The following is a 19,541-nucleotide window of genomic DNA, read 5'->3' on the forward strand; positions in this document are numbered from 1 at the left end:
CAGGAATTGTAACAAAGTAAAATGATGAATTACTAATTAATTGATATATCAATAATTGATACATCATTTTAAATCTGAAAATATGGAAAAGTTAAATTCAATCATATTCTACAACATAGACAAAGCGATCAGAGCCTACAGAAACTATGCTCAGCGACAGCTGAAAGCTCATGGTTACACGATCACTATTGATCAGTGGCTTATCATCAAAGCGATTCTGGAAAACCCGGGAATTACCCAGAATGAAATTGGTGATCTTGTTTTTAAGGATAATGCTTCTGTCACAAGAATTATTGATTTAATGGTAAAATCCGAATACATTATCAGAAAAGTTCATCCTGAAGACCGAAGAAAAACCCAGCTGGAAGTGACAGATTCCGGGGTAAAAGTGATTAAAGAGGTTCAGAATATCGTAGAAAAGAACCGAAAAACAGCTTTAAAAGGCATCAGCAACAATGAACTGGAAGTGATGTATTCTGCTTTACTGAAAATTTCAGAAAACTGTCTCAACCCTAAAAAGTAAAACGCTATGACCAGAATATTCTCACTTATTATTGTCTGTATGCTGATGCTATTCAGCAGCAGGGTTTCCGCCCAGCAGACAATGCAAAGTTTGACTTTGTCAGGAAATATAAAATCCGACAAAGCAGAGCAAATGGAGATCAATCTCTTTGATGCCGATCAGAAATTGATCAAAACAGAAATTGCTGATAACAACGGTAAGTTCAATTTTAATGATTTAAAAGAAGGAACTTATCAGGTAAAAATTAATAAAAATGGTACTGAGGTTTATCACTCAGAAAATATTTCATTAACCGAAAATAAGACTCTCAATCCCATTGACCTCAATGTAAAATCCATTGAAGGAGTCACTATTACGAAAACCAAACCTCTCATTGAAAGGCAGGATGGAAAAATGATTATGAACGTTGAAAACAGTATTGCCAGCACCGGAAATTCTGCTTTTGAAGTGTTGGAAAAAGCTCCGGGAGTGAACATTGATAACAATGATAATATCAGTCTTCGTGGAAAAGGAAATCTTCTGATCCAAATCGATGGTAAAAATACACCGATGACGGGAGCTGACCTTGCCAATTACCTGAAGGGCATCCCCTCTTCTACCATTGAAAAGATCGAATTCATCACCAATCCATCTTCAAAATATGATGCGGCAGGCTCTGCAATTATTAATATTAAACTTAAAAAAGAGCAGCGAAGAGGAACCAATGGAAGTATTTCCAGCTCTTTAGGATCGGGGAAATATGTGAAAAACAACAATAGTTTCAGCATCAATCACAGGAATAAAAACATCAATATTTTCGGAAATTACAGCTTTGCCTACAGGGAAGCTTATAATGGATTGGTTCTTGACAGAAATTTTTATGAGGCCAATACCTTCAAAAAGGCTTATATACAGGACAATTATCTGAAATTCAAATTCAACAGCCATGTGGCCAAAGCCGGAATGGATTATTATCTGAACGACAAAAATGTACTAGGATTTTCTGTGGGTCTGGTTTCCAATAAATTCAATGTGAACGGCGATAATTCCAACGTAACACTGGGCAGCAACTATCTTCCGGAAAGTACATTCACAACGGTCAACAGATCGAATGACCGCTGGACCAATGTTTCATTCAATCTTAATCATAAATATATAATAGATTCCCTAGGTTCTGATATTTCTACCGATTTTGATTACATCAACTATGCTAATTCTTCTTTGCAGAGCTTCGATACAAGAACGCATGAAATTGCCAGCAACACAGATAATCTCGACATTATTAAAGGTGATATGGATGGAAAACTTAATATCTATTCATTAAAATCTGATCTTACAAAAAACTTCAGCAACGACTGGAAGCTGGAAAGCGGAGTAAAAACCAGTTTTGTAAAGACAGACAACGATCTGAAGTTCTTCAATGCCAGTTCTGGTGTTCCTGTTCCGGATCTTGGGAAAACCAATCATTTTATTTATGAAGAAAACATCAATGCAGTGTATGGAAATGTTTCCAAAAAATGGGAGAAGTTTAAAGTTACAGGTGGTTTAAGACTTGAGAATACCAATGTAAAAGGAACTCAGATTACCACTAACCAGATCAACAAGAGAAATTATACCCAGCTGTTTCCAAGTGCTGTTTTGAGTTATGATCTGACAGAGAAAAGTAACCTTGAAATTAATTTCAGCAGAAGAATTACAAGACCAAGCTACAACCAGCTCAATCCTTTTAAATTCTATCTTGATCCTACCACTCTGAAAGCAGGAAATCCTGATCTGAACCCGCAAATCACGATGAATTATGAATTAACGTATAGTCTGAGCAATAAATATTTCGCCACATTAAGCTACAGCAGGAATTCTGATAATATCACAGACATCTTAAAACCTGTAACAGAAAACGGACAGATCGTAACTGTACAGACCATTGAAAACCTGAATTCTGCTTCTTATTTTGGATTAAACCTGATTGCTCCTGTGAAAGTGACCAAATGGTGGGATATGAATAACAGCGCCAATTTCTACTATAGTTCATACACAGGAAATGTGTCCGGAACACAGATTAATAACCAGGGAAATTTCACATTCAGCATCAACAGTATCAATTCTTTTAAACTTGGAAATGGCTTCACTGCTGAGCTTACCGGAAATTACAAGGCCAGAGAAGTCTATGCTTATCTGAATATGAGCCCGAACTGGTACCTGAATATCGGAGCACAGAAGAAGTTTAAAAACAACAGTGTTCTGAAACTTTCCTTCACAGATGTTTTCTTTACCAGCAATATTAAAGGACAGACGGTTTATAATGATTATTTAGAGAACTTCGCTGTAAAAAGAGATACCCGTGTGGCAACCATCTCCTATACTTACAATTTTGGTTCTTCCAAAAACGGACAGCCTAGAAAAACAGGAGGTGCTGAGGATCTGAAACAGAGAGTGGGAAGTTAATTGTAAGAAGTTGGAAAACGCGAAGACGCCAAGAAGGAGAAATAAAATACTGTCTTTAAGACGCAAAGATTTTATCTTCGATAAAATTGAGCACCAAATAGCTGTACCTGTATTTTAGTCTCTCACGATTGGGCAGGCAAAGCAAATGCAAAAAATAAAACAATATGCTTGCTGAAAATCTTCGATTTTCTTGCGCCCTAATCAATATAAAATTAAAATTACTTTGCGCCTTTGCGTTTTCCAACTTATAACTTATGGTATACAAAGCAAAAATCCCTCAAATTGAGGGATTTTTTATGTTTAAGAATAAATCTTATTAAGCTTCGTTAGATGGAGTTTGGTTTTCCACTGGTTTTTCGCTTTGTGGCTTTTCACCTTGTGGTTTCTGTCCTTCAGGTCTTCTTTGTCCCTCTGGTCTTCCTTGTCCTTCTGGTCTTCTCTGCCCTTCTGGTCTACCTTGTCCTTCCGGTCTTGGAGGTCTTGGTAAAAGAACTTTACGGGAAAGTTTCATTTTCTTACGGTCATCGTAACCCATGAACTTCACTTCTACTTCATCACCTTCTGCATAAGGAACTTTGTCTAGACGAGCCCACTCAATTTCAGAAATGTGAAGAAGTCCTTCTGTTCCTTTAGCAATCGCTACGAATGCACCAAAGTCCATTACTTTCACCACTTTACCTTTGTAAACTTCACCTATAACCGGTACGAAAGTAATTTCATTGATTCTTGCAATAGCAGCATTGATCTTCTCTCTGTCTGTACCAGAAATTTCGATACGTCCGATTTCTCCCATCTCTTCGATAGCAATAACCGTATCAGTATCTTTCTGTAACTGCTGAATAATTTTTCCACCAGGTCCGATTACCGCACCAATGAAGTCTTTTGGAATCTCCATTACTACCATTTTCGGAGCGTGAGGCTTCACGTCTGCTCTTGGCTGAGAAATCGTTTCCGTGATTTTGTTCAGGATGTGTAATCTTCCGTCTTTAGCCTGCATCAAAGCTTTCTCCATGATATCCATAGAAAGTCCCTGGATTTTGATATCCATCTGACAAGCTGTGATACCGTCTGCAGTACCTGTTACTTTAAAGTCCATATCTCCAAGGTGATCTTCATCTCCTAAGATATCAGAAAGTACAGTAAATTTACCTGATTTTGTATCAGTGATCAGACCCATTGCAATCCCTGAAACAGGTTTTGTGATCTGAACCCCTGCATCCATCAATGCTAATGTACCTGCACAAACTGTTGCCATTGAAGAAGAACCATTAGATTCTAAGATATCGGAAACAATTCTGATTGTATATGGGTTTTCTGCTGGAATTACTGCTGTTAAAGCTCTTTGAGCTAAGTTTCCGTGTCCTACTTCTCTTCTTGAAGTACCTCTTAAAGGTCTTGCTTCACCAGTAGAGAATGGAGGGAAGTTATAGTGTAAGAAGAATCTTTCGTCGTGCTGCGTGATTACGCTGTCGATCATGTTTGCATCTTTTACAGAACCTAAAGTTACCGCTGTTAAAGACTGAGTTTCCCCTCTTGTGAAAACTGCAGAACCGTGAGCTCCCGGAAGATAATCAATTTCTGACCAGATTGGACGGATCGTTTGAGGATCACGACCATCAAGACGGATATTGTCTTCAAGGATCATCTGACGCATTGCTTCTTTCTCTACGTCATGGTAATATACTTTAACGAAAGGAGTTACTCTTGCCAATTCCTCTTCATTTTCAGCATATTGTGCTAAGAAATCTGCAAGAACTGCTTTGAATTTTTCTCCTCTTTCTTCTTTGTTAGATGGAGTTTTTGCTACTTCATATACTTTATCATAGCACTCTTTCCATACTTTTTCACGAATTTCTTCATCGTGATCTTCGTGGCTGTATTCTCTTTTAGGGAAAGATTTTCCTACTTTTTCAGCTAATCTCTCCTGAGCTTCGATCTGTTTTTTGATCTCAGCGTGAGCGAAGTTGATTGCTTCAAGCATTTCCTGCTCAGAAATCTCTTTCATTTCTCCTTCTACCATTACGATGGAGTCTTTAGTAGCTCCCACCATAATGTCGATATCTGATTTTAATAAATTCTCATAACTTGGGTTAACAGCCAATTGTCCGTCAATTCTTACGACTCTTGCTTCAGACATTGGTCCGTTGAAAGGAATATCTGTAATTGCAATAGCTGCAGAAGCTGCCAAACCTGCCAATGCTTCAGGCATTACTTCTTTATCGTAAGAAATTAATGAGATCATCACCTGTACTTCCGCGTGGAAATCTTCAGGGAAAAGAGGACGTAATACTCTGTCCACTAATCTCATTGTAAGCACTTCATCATCAGATGGTTTTGCTTCTCTACGGAAGAAATTTCCAGGAATTCTTCCACCTGCGTAGAATTTTTCTCTGTAATCTACCGTTAATGGTAAAAAGTCTACACCAGGATTGGCTTCTTTATTGGCTACAACAGTTGCTAAAAGCATTGTTCCGCCACATTTCACCACTACAGATCCGTCAGCCTGCTTAGCCAGCTTTCCCGTTTCGATAGTGATTTCCCTGCCGTCTGCAAGGATAATCGTTTCTGTAAACGCTTGAGGTATACTCATAAATTTGCTTCTTTATACTCCGTATTGAGTATGATTAATATTTAAACTCTTTAAATTTTCGTTTGCAAAGGTACTATATAATAATGATATATTAAATTTTTCGATTGCTTAAATAGACGCTTAAAATACAAAAAATTGGCTATCAATTGATGAAAGTTTGAAAATTTATACTAGTAATCTGAACTTATTCATCATTTATTAAAATAAAAAAGCATTTTTTTAAGGATAATGTATTGAAAAATCCTGTCGTTTTTGTATTATTGTCTCAAAAAATGAAAATAATACTTTGAAACGGAAAAAAGTATCTGTTTCATTTTAAAAATGATTAAAATTATTGCAAACCAATAGGCTGATCCCTATATTTGCCCTACTTCACCAATTACAATGCTGTAGGCTAAAAAAAGTTAAGGAACTATCCTTATCCAGATAAATAAATGTTTATGATTAATAAAGAAGTACAATCTCAAAGCAGGAATTATACGGTTCCGTTGATTACCATCACCCTGCTATTTTTTATGTGGGGATTCATCACCTGTATGAATGATATCCTGATCCCGTATCTGAAACAACTTTTCAATCTTACCTTTTTCGAATCCATGCTGGTACAGTTCTGTTTTTTCGGAGCTTACTTTATCGGATCACTGATTTATTTTATGATTTCCATTACGAAAGGAGATCCTATCAATAAGTTAGGCTATAAGAAGGGAATCCTGTTCGGAATTTTTCTGGCAGCATTCGGCTGCGTTCTGTTTTATCCGGCAGCTACGTTTTCATATTATCCGCTGTTTCTGGGAGCTTTGTTTATTTTAGGACTCGGCTTTACAGTACTGCAGATTACAGCCAACGCGTATGTTTCATTGCTGGGAAGTGAAGAATCTGCATCCAGCCGACTGAATATGACTCAGGCATTCAATGCCTTCGGAACCACCATTGCTCCGGTATTGGGAGGTCATCTTATTTTTGAATTTTTCTCATCTCCGGACGGATCATTCAGTGCGGTAGCAACGAGAATTCCTTACCTTATTTTTGCAGGTATCCTTTTACTGGTTGCTTTATTGATTTCCAGAGTTAAACTTCCTTCATTCCAGATGGGAGAAGAAGAGATTGTAAAAGGTTGGGGAGCACTTGAATTCAGCCACCTGAAATTCGGAGTATTCGCCATGTTCTGTTATGTAGGCGGAGAAGTTGCCGTAGGAAGTTTTATCATCAGTTTCCTTGAACAGCCACAGATTATGGGCTTTAATGAGATTATCAGTAAAAATTACCTTTCCTTATATTGGGGCGGAGCGATGATTGGCCGTTTTCTGGGAGCCATTTCTTTAAATCAATCAATAAGCCAAAGCAAAAAGGCTCTATATATGCTGGGAGCGGCGGCAGCTGTTTTCCTTGTGATTTTCAGTATTGTTAATCTGACTTTCAGTCAGATCAGCTTTTTCCTTGTATTTATCGTTCTTAATTTTATTGCCTTTTTCGTGGGTAAAGCAGCTCCGGCAAGAACATTATCTATTTTTGCAGCGATTAATGTTATTCTATTGATTTCTGCAATGGTAAATCATGGTGAGCTGGCGATGTACAGTATTTTAGGAATTGGAATTTTCAACTCTATCATGTTCTCTAATATTTATACACTGGCTATTTCAGGACTGGGTAAATATACAAGCCAGGGATCATCCTTAGTGGTAATGGCTATTCTGGGAGGAGCTATTGTTCCGATATTCCAGGGATATCTTGCAGATCAGTTTGGAGTACAGCATTCATTTATTATTCCTGTATTCTGCTATCTGGTTATTCTGATATTCGGAGCTTACTGTACCAAATATTTAGGTCATGTAGAAACCACAGAAGCCAAATCAGGTCATTAAAATCAAATTCAATCAAAATGTATAAGGCGGAATATCTCAAAGGTATTCCGCTTTCCTTTTCCAACCTAAAAATGTAACTTTTCATCAGAAAAAGGAACTTATCTTACAGACTAACTCAATTATTATGAAAATACAGTTAAAGCTTGAATATGCCGCATTTCTACTGTTAGGTATATATGCTTTTGCACAAACAGGATATTCCTGGTGGTGGTTTGCCGGATTATTTCTTGCACCCGATATTTCCATGTTGGGATATATAGTTAATACAAAAGTTGGGGCTTTTTGTTATAATCTCTTCCACCATTTCGGAGTAGCTGTCATTGTTTATTTTGCCGGAACAGCCTTGTCTCTACCCTATTTGCAGATGATTGGGACTATTTTGTTTTCTCACTCTGCGTTTGACAGAATTCTGGGGTACGGTTTGAAGTATCCGGATAGTTTTCAGAATACGCATTTGGGGAAGATTGGGAAGAAGGCTGAATAATGATGTTGTAAACCACCCCGTCAAAAATTCTTTGAATTTTTGACACCCCTCCGAGAGAGGGGAATTATCGCTCCTTCGGTTGTGATATTAGTCAGGATTGGAGCTGTTGTGATGCTTTTCTTGTTGGTTTAATATGGCTGGATTCCTACGGAATGGCAAACTGTATGGATAAACCATCATTCCAATTATGTCATTCCGTAGGAATCTAAATACTCTTCTATTATCACATGAAAATCAAAGACTTTAAGAAACTTAAGTGTTCTTCTCAACAATCTAGTATTTTCTAAAAAAATTTTGTGGCTTTTGTGGTTAAAAATCACTTGTTATGTAAAAACAAAAAAGCAACTTCTTTCGAAGTTGCTTTTTATTTTGAAAATCTTTATAGATTATTTTCTTAAACCTAGTTCAGCAATAATTGCTCTATATCTTGCGATATCTTTGTTTTTAAGGTAATCTAATAAACTTTTTCTCTTACCTACCAATTTCACTAGAGATCTCTCTGTGTTGAAATCGTGACGGTTAGCCTTTAGGTGTTGAGATAAGTGGTTGATTCTGAAAGTGAAAAGAGCGATTTGTCCTTCAGCACTTCCTGTGTCTTGTGCAGATTTTCCGTGTTTTGCGAAAATTTCCTGCTTTTTGTCTGTTGTTAAGTACATTCCAATATTGTTTAATGATTATTATGTAACGGGTGCAAAATTACGACTATTTTTTGATTCTGCAAACATTATTGATTTCATATATCAATTTTGATAGAAAAAAATGTTAAAAATTTCTTAATGATTTGTATGCAATCCAACGAAAAGGCAGTAATTTTGCATTCGAATTACAAATGAAAAAAATTATATTCTTTACAGCGGTTACTACTTTTTTATTCATCGGACTTACTTCGGTAAATGCCCAGAAAAGTGCTGATGATAAAATAAAAAAAGTTCTTTACTTCAATCCTGAGGTAGAGCCTGATATCGATGAAATAAAAGATCCTACCAACAATGCTTTCTTTGATGCTGTTACCGATAATTTCAGTAACAGAAAAAATAAAATGCTCCGGGCCGAAGTTCAGGTTCCCTTTGATAGTATCGACAAACAAACGATTGCAGATTACTGTCTCAACAATGATGCAGATTTTGCCATTGTTTCCAAAGTGAGATATTTCAAAGTGGGATTTGGAAAGTATGTTTTCTCCAATCAGGTAGTTGTGAGTATGAAACTCTTTGGTGCTGACGGAACTCTTGTCACAGAAACCGATCATGATACTTACCGGAAAAATATGCGTCTGCTGGGTTCTACAACCAACTCTGTTAAAATAGGAACCGAAGGAGCGATAAAAGGAATCATTAAGAAGCTGAGAAAGCTGAAAACAACGGAAGCAGAGCTTTAAGATTTAAAGTTCAAGGTTTAAGGTTGGAATATTCAGCCACTTATCGTTAATGGTCAATTTTGCTTCGCAAGTAAATGGTGAATTTTTTTCATGCGGATCAATCCATATATCAGACTCATTCATAATTCATAATTCATAATTCTTTTATAGACACTATCCTGTAGTGTATCTCTATCCTTATCAATAAGTTGAAATCTTTCATTAGTTTAGTTTTATCTTAAATCTAAATTATTATGAAAAAATTAAATCTTAAAAAACTGAGCAGAGAAAGCCAGAAAGAAATTCTGGGAAGTATCATCCGTCTTCAAAAATGTCAATATCATTTCGAATGTCCTGGTGGATCATGCTGTCACAGAGTATGTGTTGCTTACGCATGTCCTGAATTATAAATATTTTCATGTTAAATAAAGCACTTGTTCACCCTTCCGAACAGGTGCTTTTTTATTTAAAATACACTATAAACAACTGATTAACAATTAAATATTTTCACCAAATGATGATTTATTAAATATTTTTTACTATTTTAGACCAACATTAAAACCAAAATCTCATGAAAAATCTAAAGAAACTCAGCAGAGAAAAAGCAAAACAGATTAATGGAGGATCTATGGAAAGATGCAGCGAAACTAATCCGTGTACCGTTGGATGGTGCTGTTTTGGAATCTGCTCCCCTTTTATCTGCCTTGAATAAAAGATAAAACTAAACCGTATAAAATCAAAATTTATGAAAAATCTAAAAAAACTAAGCAGACAAGTACAAAAGGAAATTAAAGGCAGTGGACCTTTCAAAAGATGTACAGAACATTACGAATGTCCGGGCGGATCATGTTGTCACAACATTTGTGTTGTCAATCCATGTCCTCTGGAATAATATATGATCATTACAGACACCTGCATTAGTAGGTGTTTTTTATTTAAAACATGAATAAAACATTGATTACTAGTAAAATATTTTCACTCACAAATGAATAATATAGAAATATTTACTATTTTAGTCTGACATTAAATCTAAACTATAACGCTATGAAAAATCTAAAAAAACTCAGCAGAGAAGCTGCCAAGCAAATTAATGGCGGTATCGGACCGTTCAGATGCAGCATCACAAGACCTTGCTCTGTGGGATATTGCTGTAATGGAGAATGCCTTGACCATGACTGCATGATAGAGCCTTAATTTAAATACAATCATATAGCATGAAGAATTTAAATCTTAAGAAGCTCAACAGGCTTGAACAAAAAAACATTAAAGGAAGTGGGATAAAAAAATGCGGTGACCACTCAGATTGTGGCCCGTACCAATGCTGTACAAACGCTGTCTGTACATACATTCCCACTTCAGAATGCGAACCAATATAAAGAATATTGGAATTTAAAATTTAATTTTTATACATCCGTTTCGGCGGGTGTTTTTTTTACCCTTATACTGAAGCACTAAACTTTAATTAATCCTTAATTTTGCCACTTTATTGCTCAGTCTTAAAAATTTGAATTATTTTTGCATATCCAAAAAATTTCACGTTTTGAATTCTAGAGACGAACTTATCTTCAACCCTGCCGATATTGCCGAAACTCTCAGCGAACTTCCTGCTGATGAGAGGCTGCTCGCGTTTCTGAAGGTTCCGAAAGAATACAAAGCAGAAGTTTTCTCACACCTTGATCCTGATTTTCAGGAAGATACCATCAGAAGTATCGGAAGCGATGAAGTTTCCGAAATTCTGAATGCCATGACTCCGGATGACAGAACTGCTCTTTTCGAGGATTTTCCGGATGAGCTGATCAAGTATTCCATCAATCACCTTAATCCGCAGGAAAGAAGAATTGCTTTAAAACTTCTTGGATACAACTCAGATTCTATTGCCCGTCTGATGACGCCTTATTATATCCAGATCCGTAAGGAATGGACGGTAAAAAGATGTCTTCAACAGATCAAAAAGGTAGGAAAAAGAGTGGAAACCATGAATTACCTGTATGTGGTGGATGAAAGAAACCGCCTGATTGATGACCTTGCCATCGGAACTTTATTATTAGAAGAAGAAGATACGCTGGTTTCTGATATTACAGATAATCATTTCGTAGCGATTACTACCACTACTTCCAAAGAGGATGCGGTAACGTATTTTGAGAAGTATGACCGTGGCGCTCTTCCTATTATTACGGAAGCAGGTGTTCTGGTAGGAATCGTGACTATTGATGATATTCTCGATCAGATTGAACAACAGAACACGGAAGATATCCAGAAGTTCGGGGGATTGGAAGCATTGGATCTTCCCTACATCCAAACTTCATGGACCGAAATGATCAAAAAAAGGGCGACCTGGCTGATCATTCTATTTGTTTCGGAAATGCTGACTGCTTCTGCGATGGGATATTTTGATAAAGAAATTGAAAAAGCAGTTGTTTTGGCCTTATTTGTTCCATTGATTATTTCCAGTGGAGGAAATTCCGGATCACAGGCAGCAACTTTGATTATCCGTGCGATGGCTCTTCAGGAAATCAGTCTGAAAGATTGGTGGTATGTCATGAAAAAAGAAATTATTTCCGGATTATGTCTTGGAGCAATTTTAGGAGTTATCGGATTTATCAGAATTATGCTTTGGCAGCAGATAGGCCTGTTTGATTACGGCCAATATTGGGTATACGTAGGATTAAGTGTTTCTGTTTCCCTGATTGCCATTGTGTTATGGGGAACATTATCAGGTTCTATGATTCCGTTTGTTTTAAAGAAATTAAACCTTGACCCTGCCACTTCTTCGGCTCCGTTTGTAGCAACATTAGTGGATGTGACCGGACTTATTATCTATTTTACCGTAGCCGGACTTTTCTTAACCGGAAAACTTTTGTAATTTTAGGCATCATCTAACATGCCAATATGAAAATCGTTTCACTTGTACCTTCTATTACTGAGGCTTTATTTGACCTTGGACTGACCGAAAATGAAGTGGTAGGAAGAACAAAATTCTGTATTCATCCTCAGGACAAAATAAAAAATGTAGCCATAATCGGAGGAACTAAGAATATCAATATTGAGAAGATTAAAGCATTACAACCGGATCTTATTCTTGCCAATAAGGAAGAAAATGTAAAAGAACAGGTAGAAGCTTTGATGAATGACTTTAAAGTAACAGTAACCAATATTGATACGATTGAGGATAATTATTATCTGCTTAAAAATCTCGGAAAACTTTTCGGAAAGGAAGACAGAGCACAGCTTTTCAATCTTAAAATTTATGATGTTCTGGATCAGGCAAAACTGGAAGCACCGGTAAAAGCCGCTTATCTTATCTGGAAAAATCCTTATATGACCATTGGTTCAGACACTTTCATTCACAGGATTATGTCAGAAATTGGTTTTGAAAATATTTTCAAGGACAAAACCCGCTATCCTCAGATCACCACTGAAGATCTGGCTGATGCCGATGTCATTATGCTTTCCTCTGAACCTTTTCCGTTTAAAGAAAAACATATTGAAGAGCTACAAGTTTTTTATCCTGATAAAAAGATAATAATCGTAGATGGTGAAGCCTTTTCCTGGTATGGAACCCATATTGCAAAATGCGAGAATTATTTTAAAGAACTTCTCACAGAAATTCAACAGATGCAGCAAAGCTAATTTTTCACGATCAACTTTAAACCCAAAACTTTAAACTTTAAACTTTAAATATTTAATCCATGTCTGGTACAGTTATATTATCTGAAGGAGCAGAATTCGATCATGTCATACAGGAAGTTTCAAAATATATCCACCTGTATGTAATGGCGTTTGAAAAAGAAGAAAGAACCATCACCCGTGTAGATAAACGCGAAAATATGTATGGAGGAAACGGAACAGTCTATATGATACAGATGTTTGATCAGGAAGAACTGGCCAATAACCGCCTTGCCGCCTACATGGTTTTACTGAATAAAGGAGATGAATCCGGATTCCACACACACAATCTAAGAAATGAAGAGGAATTGTACGTTGTAGTGCACGGAACAGGAGAATATAGAGAAAGAACCGGAACAGAAGGGGGAATACGCAAGAAAACGCTTCAAAAAGGTGATATCACAGCCATCAGCTCCATAGGATATCATTCTATTGAAAATACAGGAGAAGAACCTTTAATCATGTTTGTAATTACCACCAATAATCCATAAAAAAACTCCAGCTGAAATAGCTGGAGTTTTTATTTTTTTATAGTAAGTTTCGATTACAAAATCTTAGAAACTTCGTTACAAAGCCATTCTAGCAATTCACGGTCTTCTTTTGTGAAAGGATCGATGGTGTGAGAATCAATATCGATCTGACCGATGTTCTTTCCGTCTTTAAAAATCGGAACTACAATTTCTGCTTTTGTATCAATGGAACAGCTTAAATAATTGCTTTCTTCATGTACGTCAGGAACTACAAATGTTTCATTGGAAACCGCAACCTGACCGCAAATCCCTTTACCGTAAGGAATAATGGTGTGATCTGTCGGCGCTCCTACGTAAGGTCCTAAAATCAACTCATCTTTGTCTCCATTTTTGAAATAGAAACCTGTCCAGTTGAAATAAGGAATCTCCTGATCCAACAAATGACAAACTTTTTCAAGTTTTTCTTCTGTATTATGTTTAGGACTTTCAAGAATTGAGGAAAGTCTTTTCTTTAATTCTGACATTGTATTTATATTTTAAGAGAATTGTTTTAGGGAAAGTTCTTCTTTATATCCGAACATTCCACGCTCTTTAATCATTTCTGCTACGCCTTCCGGAACCTGAGTTTCCCAGCCTTTCACACAACATGCAATTTTTCTCAATATTTCTCTGGAATAGATTTCCAAAAATTCCGGATTATAATTGGTAATATCTACAATACGATTGTTGTGTTTGAAATATTTGTATAATTCTTTCAGGTTTTCCTCTACTTTAAGGTTGGAAGAATCCAACAGCTGATGAGTTTCCGGATCTTTATAAGGATACAGATATACTCTCATTCCATTTCTGAAAAACTTACCGAAGGCTTCAAGAATTCCTCCTGAAAGATTTTTATAATATTTCTCATCGAATACCATCAACATATTATTTACTCCCATTGCTACTCCGATGTCTCCACTTGTGTAAGATGCGAAATAATCAATCAGTCTGTAATATTCAGAGAAGTTTGAAATAATAACGGTATACCCCAGTTTTCCAAGAATGTCTACTCTATCCAGGAAATCTCTTTCATCAATGTCTCCGTCTGCTCTCAGATTGGAAATAGTGATTTCGATAAGAACCTCTGTTTCTTCATGAGTACACGTAGCGTCTTTGAAGAACATATCCATACCGTTTTTAAGCATGTCAATGTTTACCTTCGTTACCGGTCTGAAACTTCCTCTTACCGCGAAAATATTTTTCTTGTACAAAACATCTGCCGGAAGCATATTGTTTCCTTGAGAGTTGAAAATCACAGCATCGGTCATTCCATTCTTTACCAATTGAAGAGACATCAGTCTGTTATCAACATAGGCAAAAGCGGGTCCGCTGAAGTCGATCATATCAATTTCCAGATTATCTTTTGCAATATCATCGTAAAGAGATTCTACTAAAGTTCTTGGATTATCAAAATAATGAAAGGCTCCGAAAATAAGGTTCACCCCCAGATTCCCTAAGGTTTCCTGCTGAAGTGTAGCATCATTTTCTTTGAATTTTACGTGGATAACGATCTCATTATAATCTTCATTTTCTTTGGTTTGAAAACGAATTCCTACCCAGCCGTGGCCTTTTACAGTTTTGTCAAAATTGATAGTAGTTACCGTATTGGCGTAAGAAAAGAATTTTCTATCCGGATTATTATCTCTTGAAATTCTCTCTTCAATCAAAGCTACTTCATATCGAAGCATTTTGCGAAGCCTGTTTTGGGTAACGTACCTGTTTTTTACTTCCTTTCCGTAGATGGCATCACTAAAATCTTTGTCATAAGCAGACATTGCTTTAGCAATCGTACCGGAAGCTCCCCCTGCTCTAAAAAAGTGGCGAACAGTCTCCTGCCCGGCTCCAATTTCTGCGAAAGTACCATAAATAGTAGGATCTAGATTAATTGTTAATGCTTTTTGTTTAGGAGTTAGTTTCTGATACATTAGGACATGAAATTTTTTGTAAATTTACCAAAATTAAACCAACCTCAAAACAAAATGAAGTTGAAATTTTTAGGAACTGGTACTTCTCAAGGTGTACCCGTTATAGGCTGTACATGTGAAGTGTGTACTTCAGAAAATCCCAAAGACAAACGTTTACGTTCTTCCGTGATGATCACTACGGAGGAAAATAAAAAAATACTGATCGACTGCGGTCCGGATTTCAGACAGCAAATGCTTACCAATCATGAACATAACGTAGACATTGCGCTGATTACCCATGAACATAATGACCACGTAATCGGATTGGACGATATGCGGCCCTTGATTTTTAAAAGTGGAAAAGATGTTCCGTTGTACTGCTATTCAAGAGTGGCTCATGAAATAAAAAACAGATTTCCTTACGCTTTTGCAGATGTAAGATATCCCGGTGCACCCGCTTTTGAACTTCACGAAATTGAAAATAAACCTTTTCAGGTACTGGATACGGAAATCACTCCTGTGGAAGTGATTCACTATAAAATTACCGTTTTCGGATATAAGTTTAAAAAACTGGCTTACATTACAGATGCAGGATTTATTTCTGAAACGGAGAAGGAAAAATTGAAGGATCTGGACATTCTGATCTTAAACTGTATCAGAAAATTTGATCCCCATCCAGCCCATTTTATCCTTCCCGATGTCATTAAGTTGTTTGAAGAGCTAAAACCTAAGCAATTATTTTTAACACACATCAGCCATCATTTAGGACTGCATGACATTGAAGATAAGGAGCTTCCATCCGGAATACACCTTGCCTACGATGGTTTGGAACTTAATTTTTAAAAAAAATTATTCAAAAAGCTTTTGAACATTGAAAAAAGTTCCTATATTTGCACACCAATTTGAAACAAACATCACGTTTGAAATCAACATCAAGCCCAGGTGGCGGAATTGGTAGACGCGCTGGTCTCAAACACCAGTTCTTAGGAGTACCGGTTCGATCCCGGTCCTGGGTACAAAAAACCTCTGAAAATTTCAGAGGTTTTTATTTTTTACAGATTCTTCAAAATTCTTTCAAGCTCCAGGTCTCGTTTCTGAATAATATCATCATCAGAATATTCAATAAATTCATTGACTTTCACTCCTACTTTTTGGGTTTGAGAACCATCAAAATAAAAAATACCATTCCCTGTGAATTCAAGATTGTAACCACCGGGAAGTGTTATGGTTCTGATATCACCATCTGCACCAGCTGTTCTCTGCCCAATAGTTCTGGCATTAGGAAAGATATTCTGAAGATTCATTGTATTCCATTCGCTCATGCTTAAAGTTTCAGGATTAACAATCATGAAAACTTTTCCTTTATAAGGATGAACGGTTTTATTTTTAATATCCGGATAATAAGTTCCAAATCCATCATAGCTGATAGGAATATATGTTCCGACATTTTTGGGATTGGGTTTATAGTATTTTCCAAAACGGTTTTCCACGGGAGAAAAATATTTATAAACATAATGAAATACAAAACCACCCCAGTCCGGATATCCTCTCATATCAAATATAATAGCTTTTTTCGAGGAAGCATCCCTAAAAATAGAATCCATATGCTCATCCAGCTTATCATCAGAGATATTATTCGTAAAAGCAAAAACATCATTGATTTTAAAATAGACAATATCTTGATGATCTATCGTATACTGCTGTTTCTGACGGATCTTATTTTGAATATATTTCGAAACAATAGCCCGCTGTCCTTCATTGGTGAAATTAACAAACTCTGTGTCTGCCATATGGGTTTTATTATCCCTGGATTGTATTTTTAAGCTTTTGCGAGCCAGATTATCAGGCCAGATCAGATTCTTCTGAAAGTCCGATATCAGATACAAAAACGTTTCAGGATTGGAAGTAGAAAGCAACTCTTTTTTTTCTTTAATAATCTCACGAACACTTTTACCATTCACCTCTGTTATTTGATCACCAACATGAATATTCGCTTTGGAACAGATTTCGGGTAAAAGAAGTTCGGTAATCAATAGATGATCTTTCACGATCATATAATCAAAAGGCGGAAAATAGAATCTGTGGAAAATCTCATTTTTGAAATTCAATTGATCATAAAACCTGAAAGAATGGGTATCTTCCATCTTAGAAACTACTTTGTTAAGAATAACCTCAAAATCTTTTCTGGAAGAACTGCGAATGACCTGATCTACTAAATCTGAAAAATAAACCTCAGCATTTTTATCCATCAGATATTTGTGAGGATAAAGATAATCGATAGCACCCTGTAATTTGGCCAATGCCAGCAGACGATATGCTAAAGGCAGGTTTTCCTCTTTTTTAAACTCGTTGGTTTTAGAATCAAATGTTTTGTCTTTCTTTTCAGTTTCAGTAACAAATCTATGATTGTAAATATCATTTAACAGTATCTTGTTTTCTGAACTTATCTTTTTATTGTTCTGATACCATCTGAAATCTTGATTTACAGACAATACTTCTTTTGGAGTGTCGATCACCGGAGCACCAGTAAATTTATGATTCAGATTTTTTAAAAGAAGGGTAATAATTGTGTTTTCACTGGTATTTGCATTTACTTTTCCTATTGTTTCCAAAAAAAGACTGTCTGCATCTTTCCTACCATCAGCAAGATCAGGATGGTAATATTTTATGAAATTCCAGGTTTTCATAAAATACATGTAATGGTCTTTTTGAGCATAAGTAGTAGCATGAAAAGCTATCACAAAAAATACAATAAAGATATTCTTCATTTACTTGAATTTGTGATGTAAAATACACTTTTAAAGTTTATAAATAAAATATAACTATTTCTCTTGTCATTCTATTTCGGAATACCACAGTCTTTATACGATATCGCTACAAAATAAGTAGGCCTTCTATTTTCAAAGTATATAATAGGTCACTATCAGGATTAATCAATTATTTTCAAAATAAAAAATCCTCTGAAAATCAATTGATTTCCAGAGGACTCTAAATATAAGCATTATCATCATGGGAAGTTTATTGGTTTTCGCATTGTTAAATATTAATGGTTTTTTAATGGTATTAATAACAGGGATAACTTTTTCGTTTTTGTTATATGCGCTAGTCACTTATAAAAAATCAACAGGAAAATCAATCGCTATTCTTGAAAACAAACCATTAGAATTTTTAGGGAAAATATCTTACAGTCTATATCTTATACACGGGCCGTTCCTTGCAATCATAAACCTTTATTTATTAAAAAACTTTGAGCTTACAAATGATACCCGGCAATGGATTATCTTTATTTTTATCTTTATTTTTATCATCCCTGTAACGACTATTTTTTATAATTTGGTTGAAAAGAGATAAAAGTTTTCATTACCCATCATACAAAACTCTATCATCCCATATATAAAAGAACACCTGAAAAAGCAGGTGTTCTTGTGTATTTTAATGATCAATTTTAATTAATTCAATTTTTAAGATCTTTGAAGTTTCGGATACCACAATCTTTATGCGACATTAACCCCAAAAATATGGCCTACTAATGCAGTAATTCCCATTGCCACAGTTCCCCAGAAGCAGATTCTCAATACAGCTATTTTAATGCTGGAACCACCGGCCCGGGCAGAAACCGCCCCTAAGAGCATCAAAAATATAATTGAAAATCCATATTGGAAATACACCATTTCCTTAAGAGGAGCCAAAAGAGACACCGTAAATGGTAATAGGGCACCCACCGCAAATGAGCCGAATGAAGCTATTGCCGCCTGCAGAGGTTTCGCCTGTGTTATTTCATTGATTCCCAACTCATCACGGGCATGTGCTCCCAATGCATCGTGTTCTGTAAGTTCAATAGCTACCTGCATGGCTGTTTCTTTGGTACAGCCTCTTTTTTCATACACTTTGGCCAGTTCCCTGAGTTCTATTTCGGGCATTTGTTCCAGTTCACGTTGTTCACGGATCAAATCTGCTTTTTCTGTATCCTCCTGAGAGCTTACGGAAACGTACTCACCGGCAGCCATAGACATTGCCCCGGCAATCATACCTGCCAATGCAGCAAGAATAATGATATGTCGCTCCGGCTCTGCAGCTGCAACTCCTATAACAATACTTGTGGTGGATAATAACCCGTCATTAGCGCCTAATACAGCTGCACGAAGCCAGCCTACTCTGTTTACATAATGTTTCTCCAGCTGATGATGCATAACTTTTGTTTTGGTGGTAGGCTAAAGTTACC

20 protein-coding genes and 1 tRNA gene are annotated in these 19,541 nt (G+C 36.2%); 15 read left to right on the top strand and 6 right to left on the bottom strand.

Annotated features, from left to right (window positions below; translation table 11 throughout):
* The first annotated feature begins 82 nt into the window (after positions 1 to 82).
* Together NK356_RS06865 and NK356_RS06870 are read left to right on the top strand one after the other, a co-directional pair.
* A complete protein-coding gene (locus NK356_RS06865) occupies positions 83 to 523 on the top strand; it encodes a MarR family winged helix-turn-helix transcriptional regulator (RefSeq protein ID WP_034692251.1) in 441 nt (146 codons plus the stop codon).
* Between the two features lie 6 nt (positions 524 to 529).
* Positions 530 to 2,947, top strand: a complete 2,418-nt coding sequence (locus tag NK356_RS06870) for a TonB-dependent receptor (protein ID WP_253316564.1) — start codon at positions 530 to 532, stop codon at positions 2,945 to 2,947.
* Between the two features lie 316 nt (positions 2,948 to 3,263).
* Here the strand turns inward: NK356_RS06870 and NK356_RS06875 are convergent, their stop codons facing one another.
* Complete coding sequence (locus tag NK356_RS06875) at positions 3,264 to 5,537, bottom strand: polyribonucleotide nucleotidyltransferase (protein WP_034692249.1); 2,274 nt, start codon at positions 5,535 to 5,537, stop codon at positions 3,264 to 3,266.
* A gap of 440 nt (positions 5,538 to 5,977) precedes the next feature.
* Here NK356_RS06875 and NK356_RS06880 point away from each other — a divergent pair, with 440 nt between their 5' ends.
* Complete coding sequence (locus tag NK356_RS06880) at positions 5,978 to 7,399, top strand: sugar MFS transporter (protein WP_034692248.1); 1,422 nt, start codon at positions 5,978 to 5,980, stop codon at positions 7,397 to 7,399.
* 124 nt (positions 7,400 to 7,523) lie between these two features.
* A complete protein-coding gene (locus NK356_RS06885; protein ID WP_253316565.1) occupies positions 7,524 to 7,883 on the top strand; it encodes a DUF4260 domain-containing protein in 360 nt (119 codons plus the stop codon).
* A 386-nt stretch (positions 7,884 to 8,269) separates the two neighbouring features.
* On the opposite strand, the gene rpsO is transcribed toward NK356_RS06885, so the two are convergent.
* The gene (rpsO, locus tag NK356_RS06890; RefSeq protein WP_034692246.1) at positions 8,270 to 8,539 is read right to left on the bottom strand and encodes a 30S ribosomal protein S15; all 270 of its coding nucleotides are present in this window, start codon (positions 8,537 to 8,539) and stop codon (positions 8,270 to 8,272) included.
* A 173-nt stretch (positions 8,540 to 8,712) separates the two neighbouring features.
* Here rpsO and NK356_RS06895 point away from each other — a divergent pair, with 173 nt between their 5' ends.
* From NK356_RS06895 to NK356_RS06930, 8 genes are all read left to right on the top strand, one after another.
* The gene (locus NK356_RS06895; RefSeq protein ID WP_253316566.1) at positions 8,713 to 9,261 is read left to right on the top strand and encodes a pyruvate decarboxylase; all 549 of its coding nucleotides are present in this window, start codon (positions 8,713 to 8,715) and stop codon (positions 9,259 to 9,261) included.
* A gap of 233 nt (positions 9,262 to 9,494) precedes the next feature.
* On the top strand, positions 9,495 to 9,650 hold the full coding sequence (locus tag NK356_RS06900) for a hypothetical protein (protein ID WP_156106372.1): 156 nt from the start codon (positions 9,495 to 9,497) through the stop codon (positions 9,648 to 9,650).
* A 161-nt stretch (positions 9,651 to 9,811) separates the two neighbouring features.
* Positions 9,812 to 9,952 carry a hypothetical protein gene (locus NK356_RS06905; RefSeq protein WP_156106371.1) on the top strand — a complete coding sequence of 47 codons (141 nt, stop codon included), beginning with the start codon at positions 9,812 to 9,814 and terminating at the stop codon, positions 9,950 to 9,952.
* Positions 9,953 to 9,985: 33 nt separating this feature from the next.
* Positions 9,986 to 10,132: a hypothetical protein gene (locus NK356_RS06910; protein ID WP_156106370.1), complete on the top strand. Its 147-nt coding sequence runs from the start codon at positions 9,986 to 9,988 to the stop codon at positions 10,130 to 10,132.
* A 152-nt stretch (positions 10,133 to 10,284) separates the two neighbouring features.
* Positions 10,285 to 10,434 (top strand): hypothetical protein, encoded by a 150-nt coding sequence (locus tag NK356_RS06915; RefSeq protein WP_156106369.1) that lies wholly within the window; start codon positions 10,285 to 10,287, stop codon positions 10,432 to 10,434.
* Positions 10,435 to 10,780: 346 nt separating this feature from the next.
* A complete protein-coding gene (gene mgtE / locus NK356_RS06920; protein ID WP_034692244.1) occupies positions 10,781 to 12,103 on the top strand; it encodes a magnesium transporter in 1,323 nt (440 codons plus the stop codon).
* Positions 12,104 to 12,129: 26 nt separating this feature from the next.
* Entirely contained in the window at positions 12,130 to 12,870 is a 741-nt protein-coding gene (locus NK356_RS06925; RefSeq protein ID WP_034692243.1) for an ABC transporter substrate-binding protein, read from the top strand.
* 59 nt (positions 12,871 to 12,929) lie between these two features.
* Entirely contained in the window at positions 12,930 to 13,397 is a 468-nt protein-coding gene (locus tag NK356_RS06930) for a cupin domain-containing protein (RefSeq protein ID WP_051934202.1), read from the top strand.
* Positions 13,398 to 13,450: 53 nt separating this feature from the next.
* Here the strand turns inward: NK356_RS06930 and NK356_RS06935 are convergent, their stop codons facing one another.
* Both NK356_RS06935 and NK356_RS06940 read right to left on the bottom strand, forming a co-directional pair.
* Entirely contained in the window at positions 13,451 to 13,900 is a 450-nt protein-coding gene (locus tag NK356_RS06935; protein WP_034692242.1) for a GAF domain-containing protein, read from the bottom strand.
* A 12-nt stretch (positions 13,901 to 13,912) separates the two neighbouring features.
* Positions 13,913 to 15,340, bottom strand: coding sequence for a hypothetical protein (locus NK356_RS06940; RefSeq protein ID WP_034692241.1), 1,428 nt, complete (start codon positions 15,338 to 15,340; stop codon positions 13,913 to 13,915).
* A 54-nt stretch (positions 15,341 to 15,394) separates the two neighbouring features.
* Here NK356_RS06940 and NK356_RS06945 point away from each other — a divergent pair, with 54 nt between their 5' ends.
* Positions 15,395 to 16,162 (top strand): MBL fold metallo-hydrolase, encoded by a 768-nt coding sequence (locus NK356_RS06945; protein ID WP_034692370.1) that lies wholly within the window; start codon positions 15,395 to 15,397, stop codon positions 16,160 to 16,162.
* A 93-nt stretch (positions 16,163 to 16,255) separates the two neighbouring features.
* Positions 16,256 to 16,335: transfer RNA gene (locus NK356_RS06950), tRNA-Leu, on the top strand.
* Positions 16,336 to 16,371: 36 nt separating this feature from the next.
* Here the strand turns inward: NK356_RS06950 and NK356_RS06955 are convergent.
* The gene (locus NK356_RS06955; protein WP_253316567.1) at positions 16,372 to 18,087 is read right to left on the bottom strand and encodes a S41 family peptidase; all 1,716 of its coding nucleotides are present in this window, start codon (positions 18,085 to 18,087) and stop codon (positions 16,372 to 16,374) included.
* Between the two features lie 241 nt (positions 18,088 to 18,328).
* On the opposite strand from NK356_RS06955, the gene NK356_RS24245 reads away from it, so the two are divergent.
* Positions 18,329 to 18,670: an acyltransferase family protein gene (locus NK356_RS24245; protein WP_367399298.1), complete on the top strand. Its 342-nt coding sequence runs from the start codon at positions 18,329 to 18,331 to the stop codon at positions 18,668 to 18,670.
* A 143-nt stretch (positions 18,671 to 18,813) separates the two neighbouring features.
* Here the strand turns inward: NK356_RS24245 and NK356_RS06960 are convergent, their stop codons facing one another.
* The gene (locus NK356_RS06960) at positions 18,814 to 19,509 is read right to left on the bottom strand and encodes a VIT family protein (RefSeq protein WP_034692141.1); all 696 of its coding nucleotides are present in this window, start codon (positions 19,507 to 19,509) and stop codon (positions 18,814 to 18,816) included.
* Positions 19,510 to 19,541 lie beyond the last annotated feature (32 nt).

Source organism: Chryseobacterium sp. S0630, assembly GCF_024158915.1.
GTDB lineage: Bacteria > Bacteroidota > Bacteroidia > Flavobacteriales > Weeksellaceae > Chryseobacterium.

Excerpts from the sequence above, each read along its gene's own strand:
- NK356_RS06940 (WP_034692241.1), bottom strand. The coding sequence starts at position 15,340 with ATGTATCAGAAACTAACTCCTAAACAAAAAGCATTAACAATTAATCTA.
- NK356_RS06865 (WP_034692251.1), top strand. The coding sequence starts at position 83 with ATGGAAAAGTTAAATTCAATCATATTCTACAACATAGACAAAGCGATC.
- NK356_RS06870 (WP_253316564.1), top strand. The coding sequence starts at position 530 with ATGACCAGAATATTCTCACTTATTATTGTCTGTATGCTGATGCTATTC.
- NK356_RS06895 (WP_253316566.1), top strand. The coding sequence starts at position 8,713 with ATGAAAAAAATTATATTCTTTACAGCGGTTACTACTTTTTTATTCATC.
- NK356_RS06875 (WP_034692249.1), bottom strand. The coding sequence starts at position 5,537 with ATGAGTATACCTCAAGCGTTTACAGAAACGATTATCCTTGCAGACGGC.
- NK356_RS06955 (WP_253316567.1), bottom strand. The coding sequence starts at position 18,087 with ATGAAGAATATCTTTATTGTATTTTTTGTGATAGCTTTTCATGCTACT.
- NK356_RS06925 (WP_034692243.1), top strand. The coding sequence starts at position 12,130 with ATGAAAATCGTTTCACTTGTACCTTCTATTACTGAGGCTTTATTTGAC.
- NK356_RS06930 (WP_051934202.1), top strand. The coding sequence starts at position 12,930 with ATGTCTGGTACAGTTATATTATCTGAAGGAGCAGAATTCGATCATGTC.
- NK356_RS06945 (WP_034692370.1), top strand. The coding sequence starts at position 15,395 with ATGAAGTTGAAATTTTTAGGAACTGGTACTTCTCAAGGTGTACCCGTT.
- NK356_RS06900 (WP_156106372.1), top strand. The coding sequence starts at position 9,495 with ATGAAAAAATTAAATCTTAAAAAACTGAGCAGAGAAAGCCAGAAAGAA.
- NK356_RS06960 (WP_034692141.1), bottom strand. The coding sequence starts at position 19,509 with ATGCATCATCAGCTGGAGAAACATTATGTAAACAGAGTAGGCTGGCTT.
- NK356_RS06905 (WP_156106371.1), top strand. The coding sequence starts at position 9,812 with ATGAAAAATCTAAAGAAACTCAGCAGAGAAAAAGCAAAACAGATTAAT.
- NK356_RS06915 (WP_156106369.1), top strand. The coding sequence starts at position 10,285 with ATGAAAAATCTAAAAAAACTCAGCAGAGAAGCTGCCAAGCAAATTAAT.
- NK356_RS06935 (WP_034692242.1), bottom strand. The coding sequence starts at position 13,900 with ATGTCAGAATTAAAGAAAAGACTTTCCTCAATTCTTGAAAGTCCTAAA.
- rpsO (WP_034692246.1), bottom strand. The coding sequence starts at position 8,539 with ATGTACTTAACAACAGACAAAAAGCAGGAAATTTTCGCAAAACACGGA.
- NK356_RS24245 (WP_367399298.1), top strand. The coding sequence starts at position 18,329 with ATGGGAAGTTTATTGGTTTTCGCATTGTTAAATATTAATGGTTTTTTA.
- NK356_RS06910 (WP_156106370.1), top strand. The coding sequence starts at position 9,986 with ATGAAAAATCTAAAAAAACTAAGCAGACAAGTACAAAAGGAAATTAAA.
- NK356_RS06880 (WP_034692248.1), top strand. The coding sequence starts at position 5,978 with ATGATTAATAAAGAAGTACAATCTCAAAGCAGGAATTATACGGTTCCG.
- NK356_RS06885 (WP_253316565.1), top strand. The coding sequence starts at position 7,524 with ATGAAAATACAGTTAAAGCTTGAATATGCCGCATTTCTACTGTTAGGT.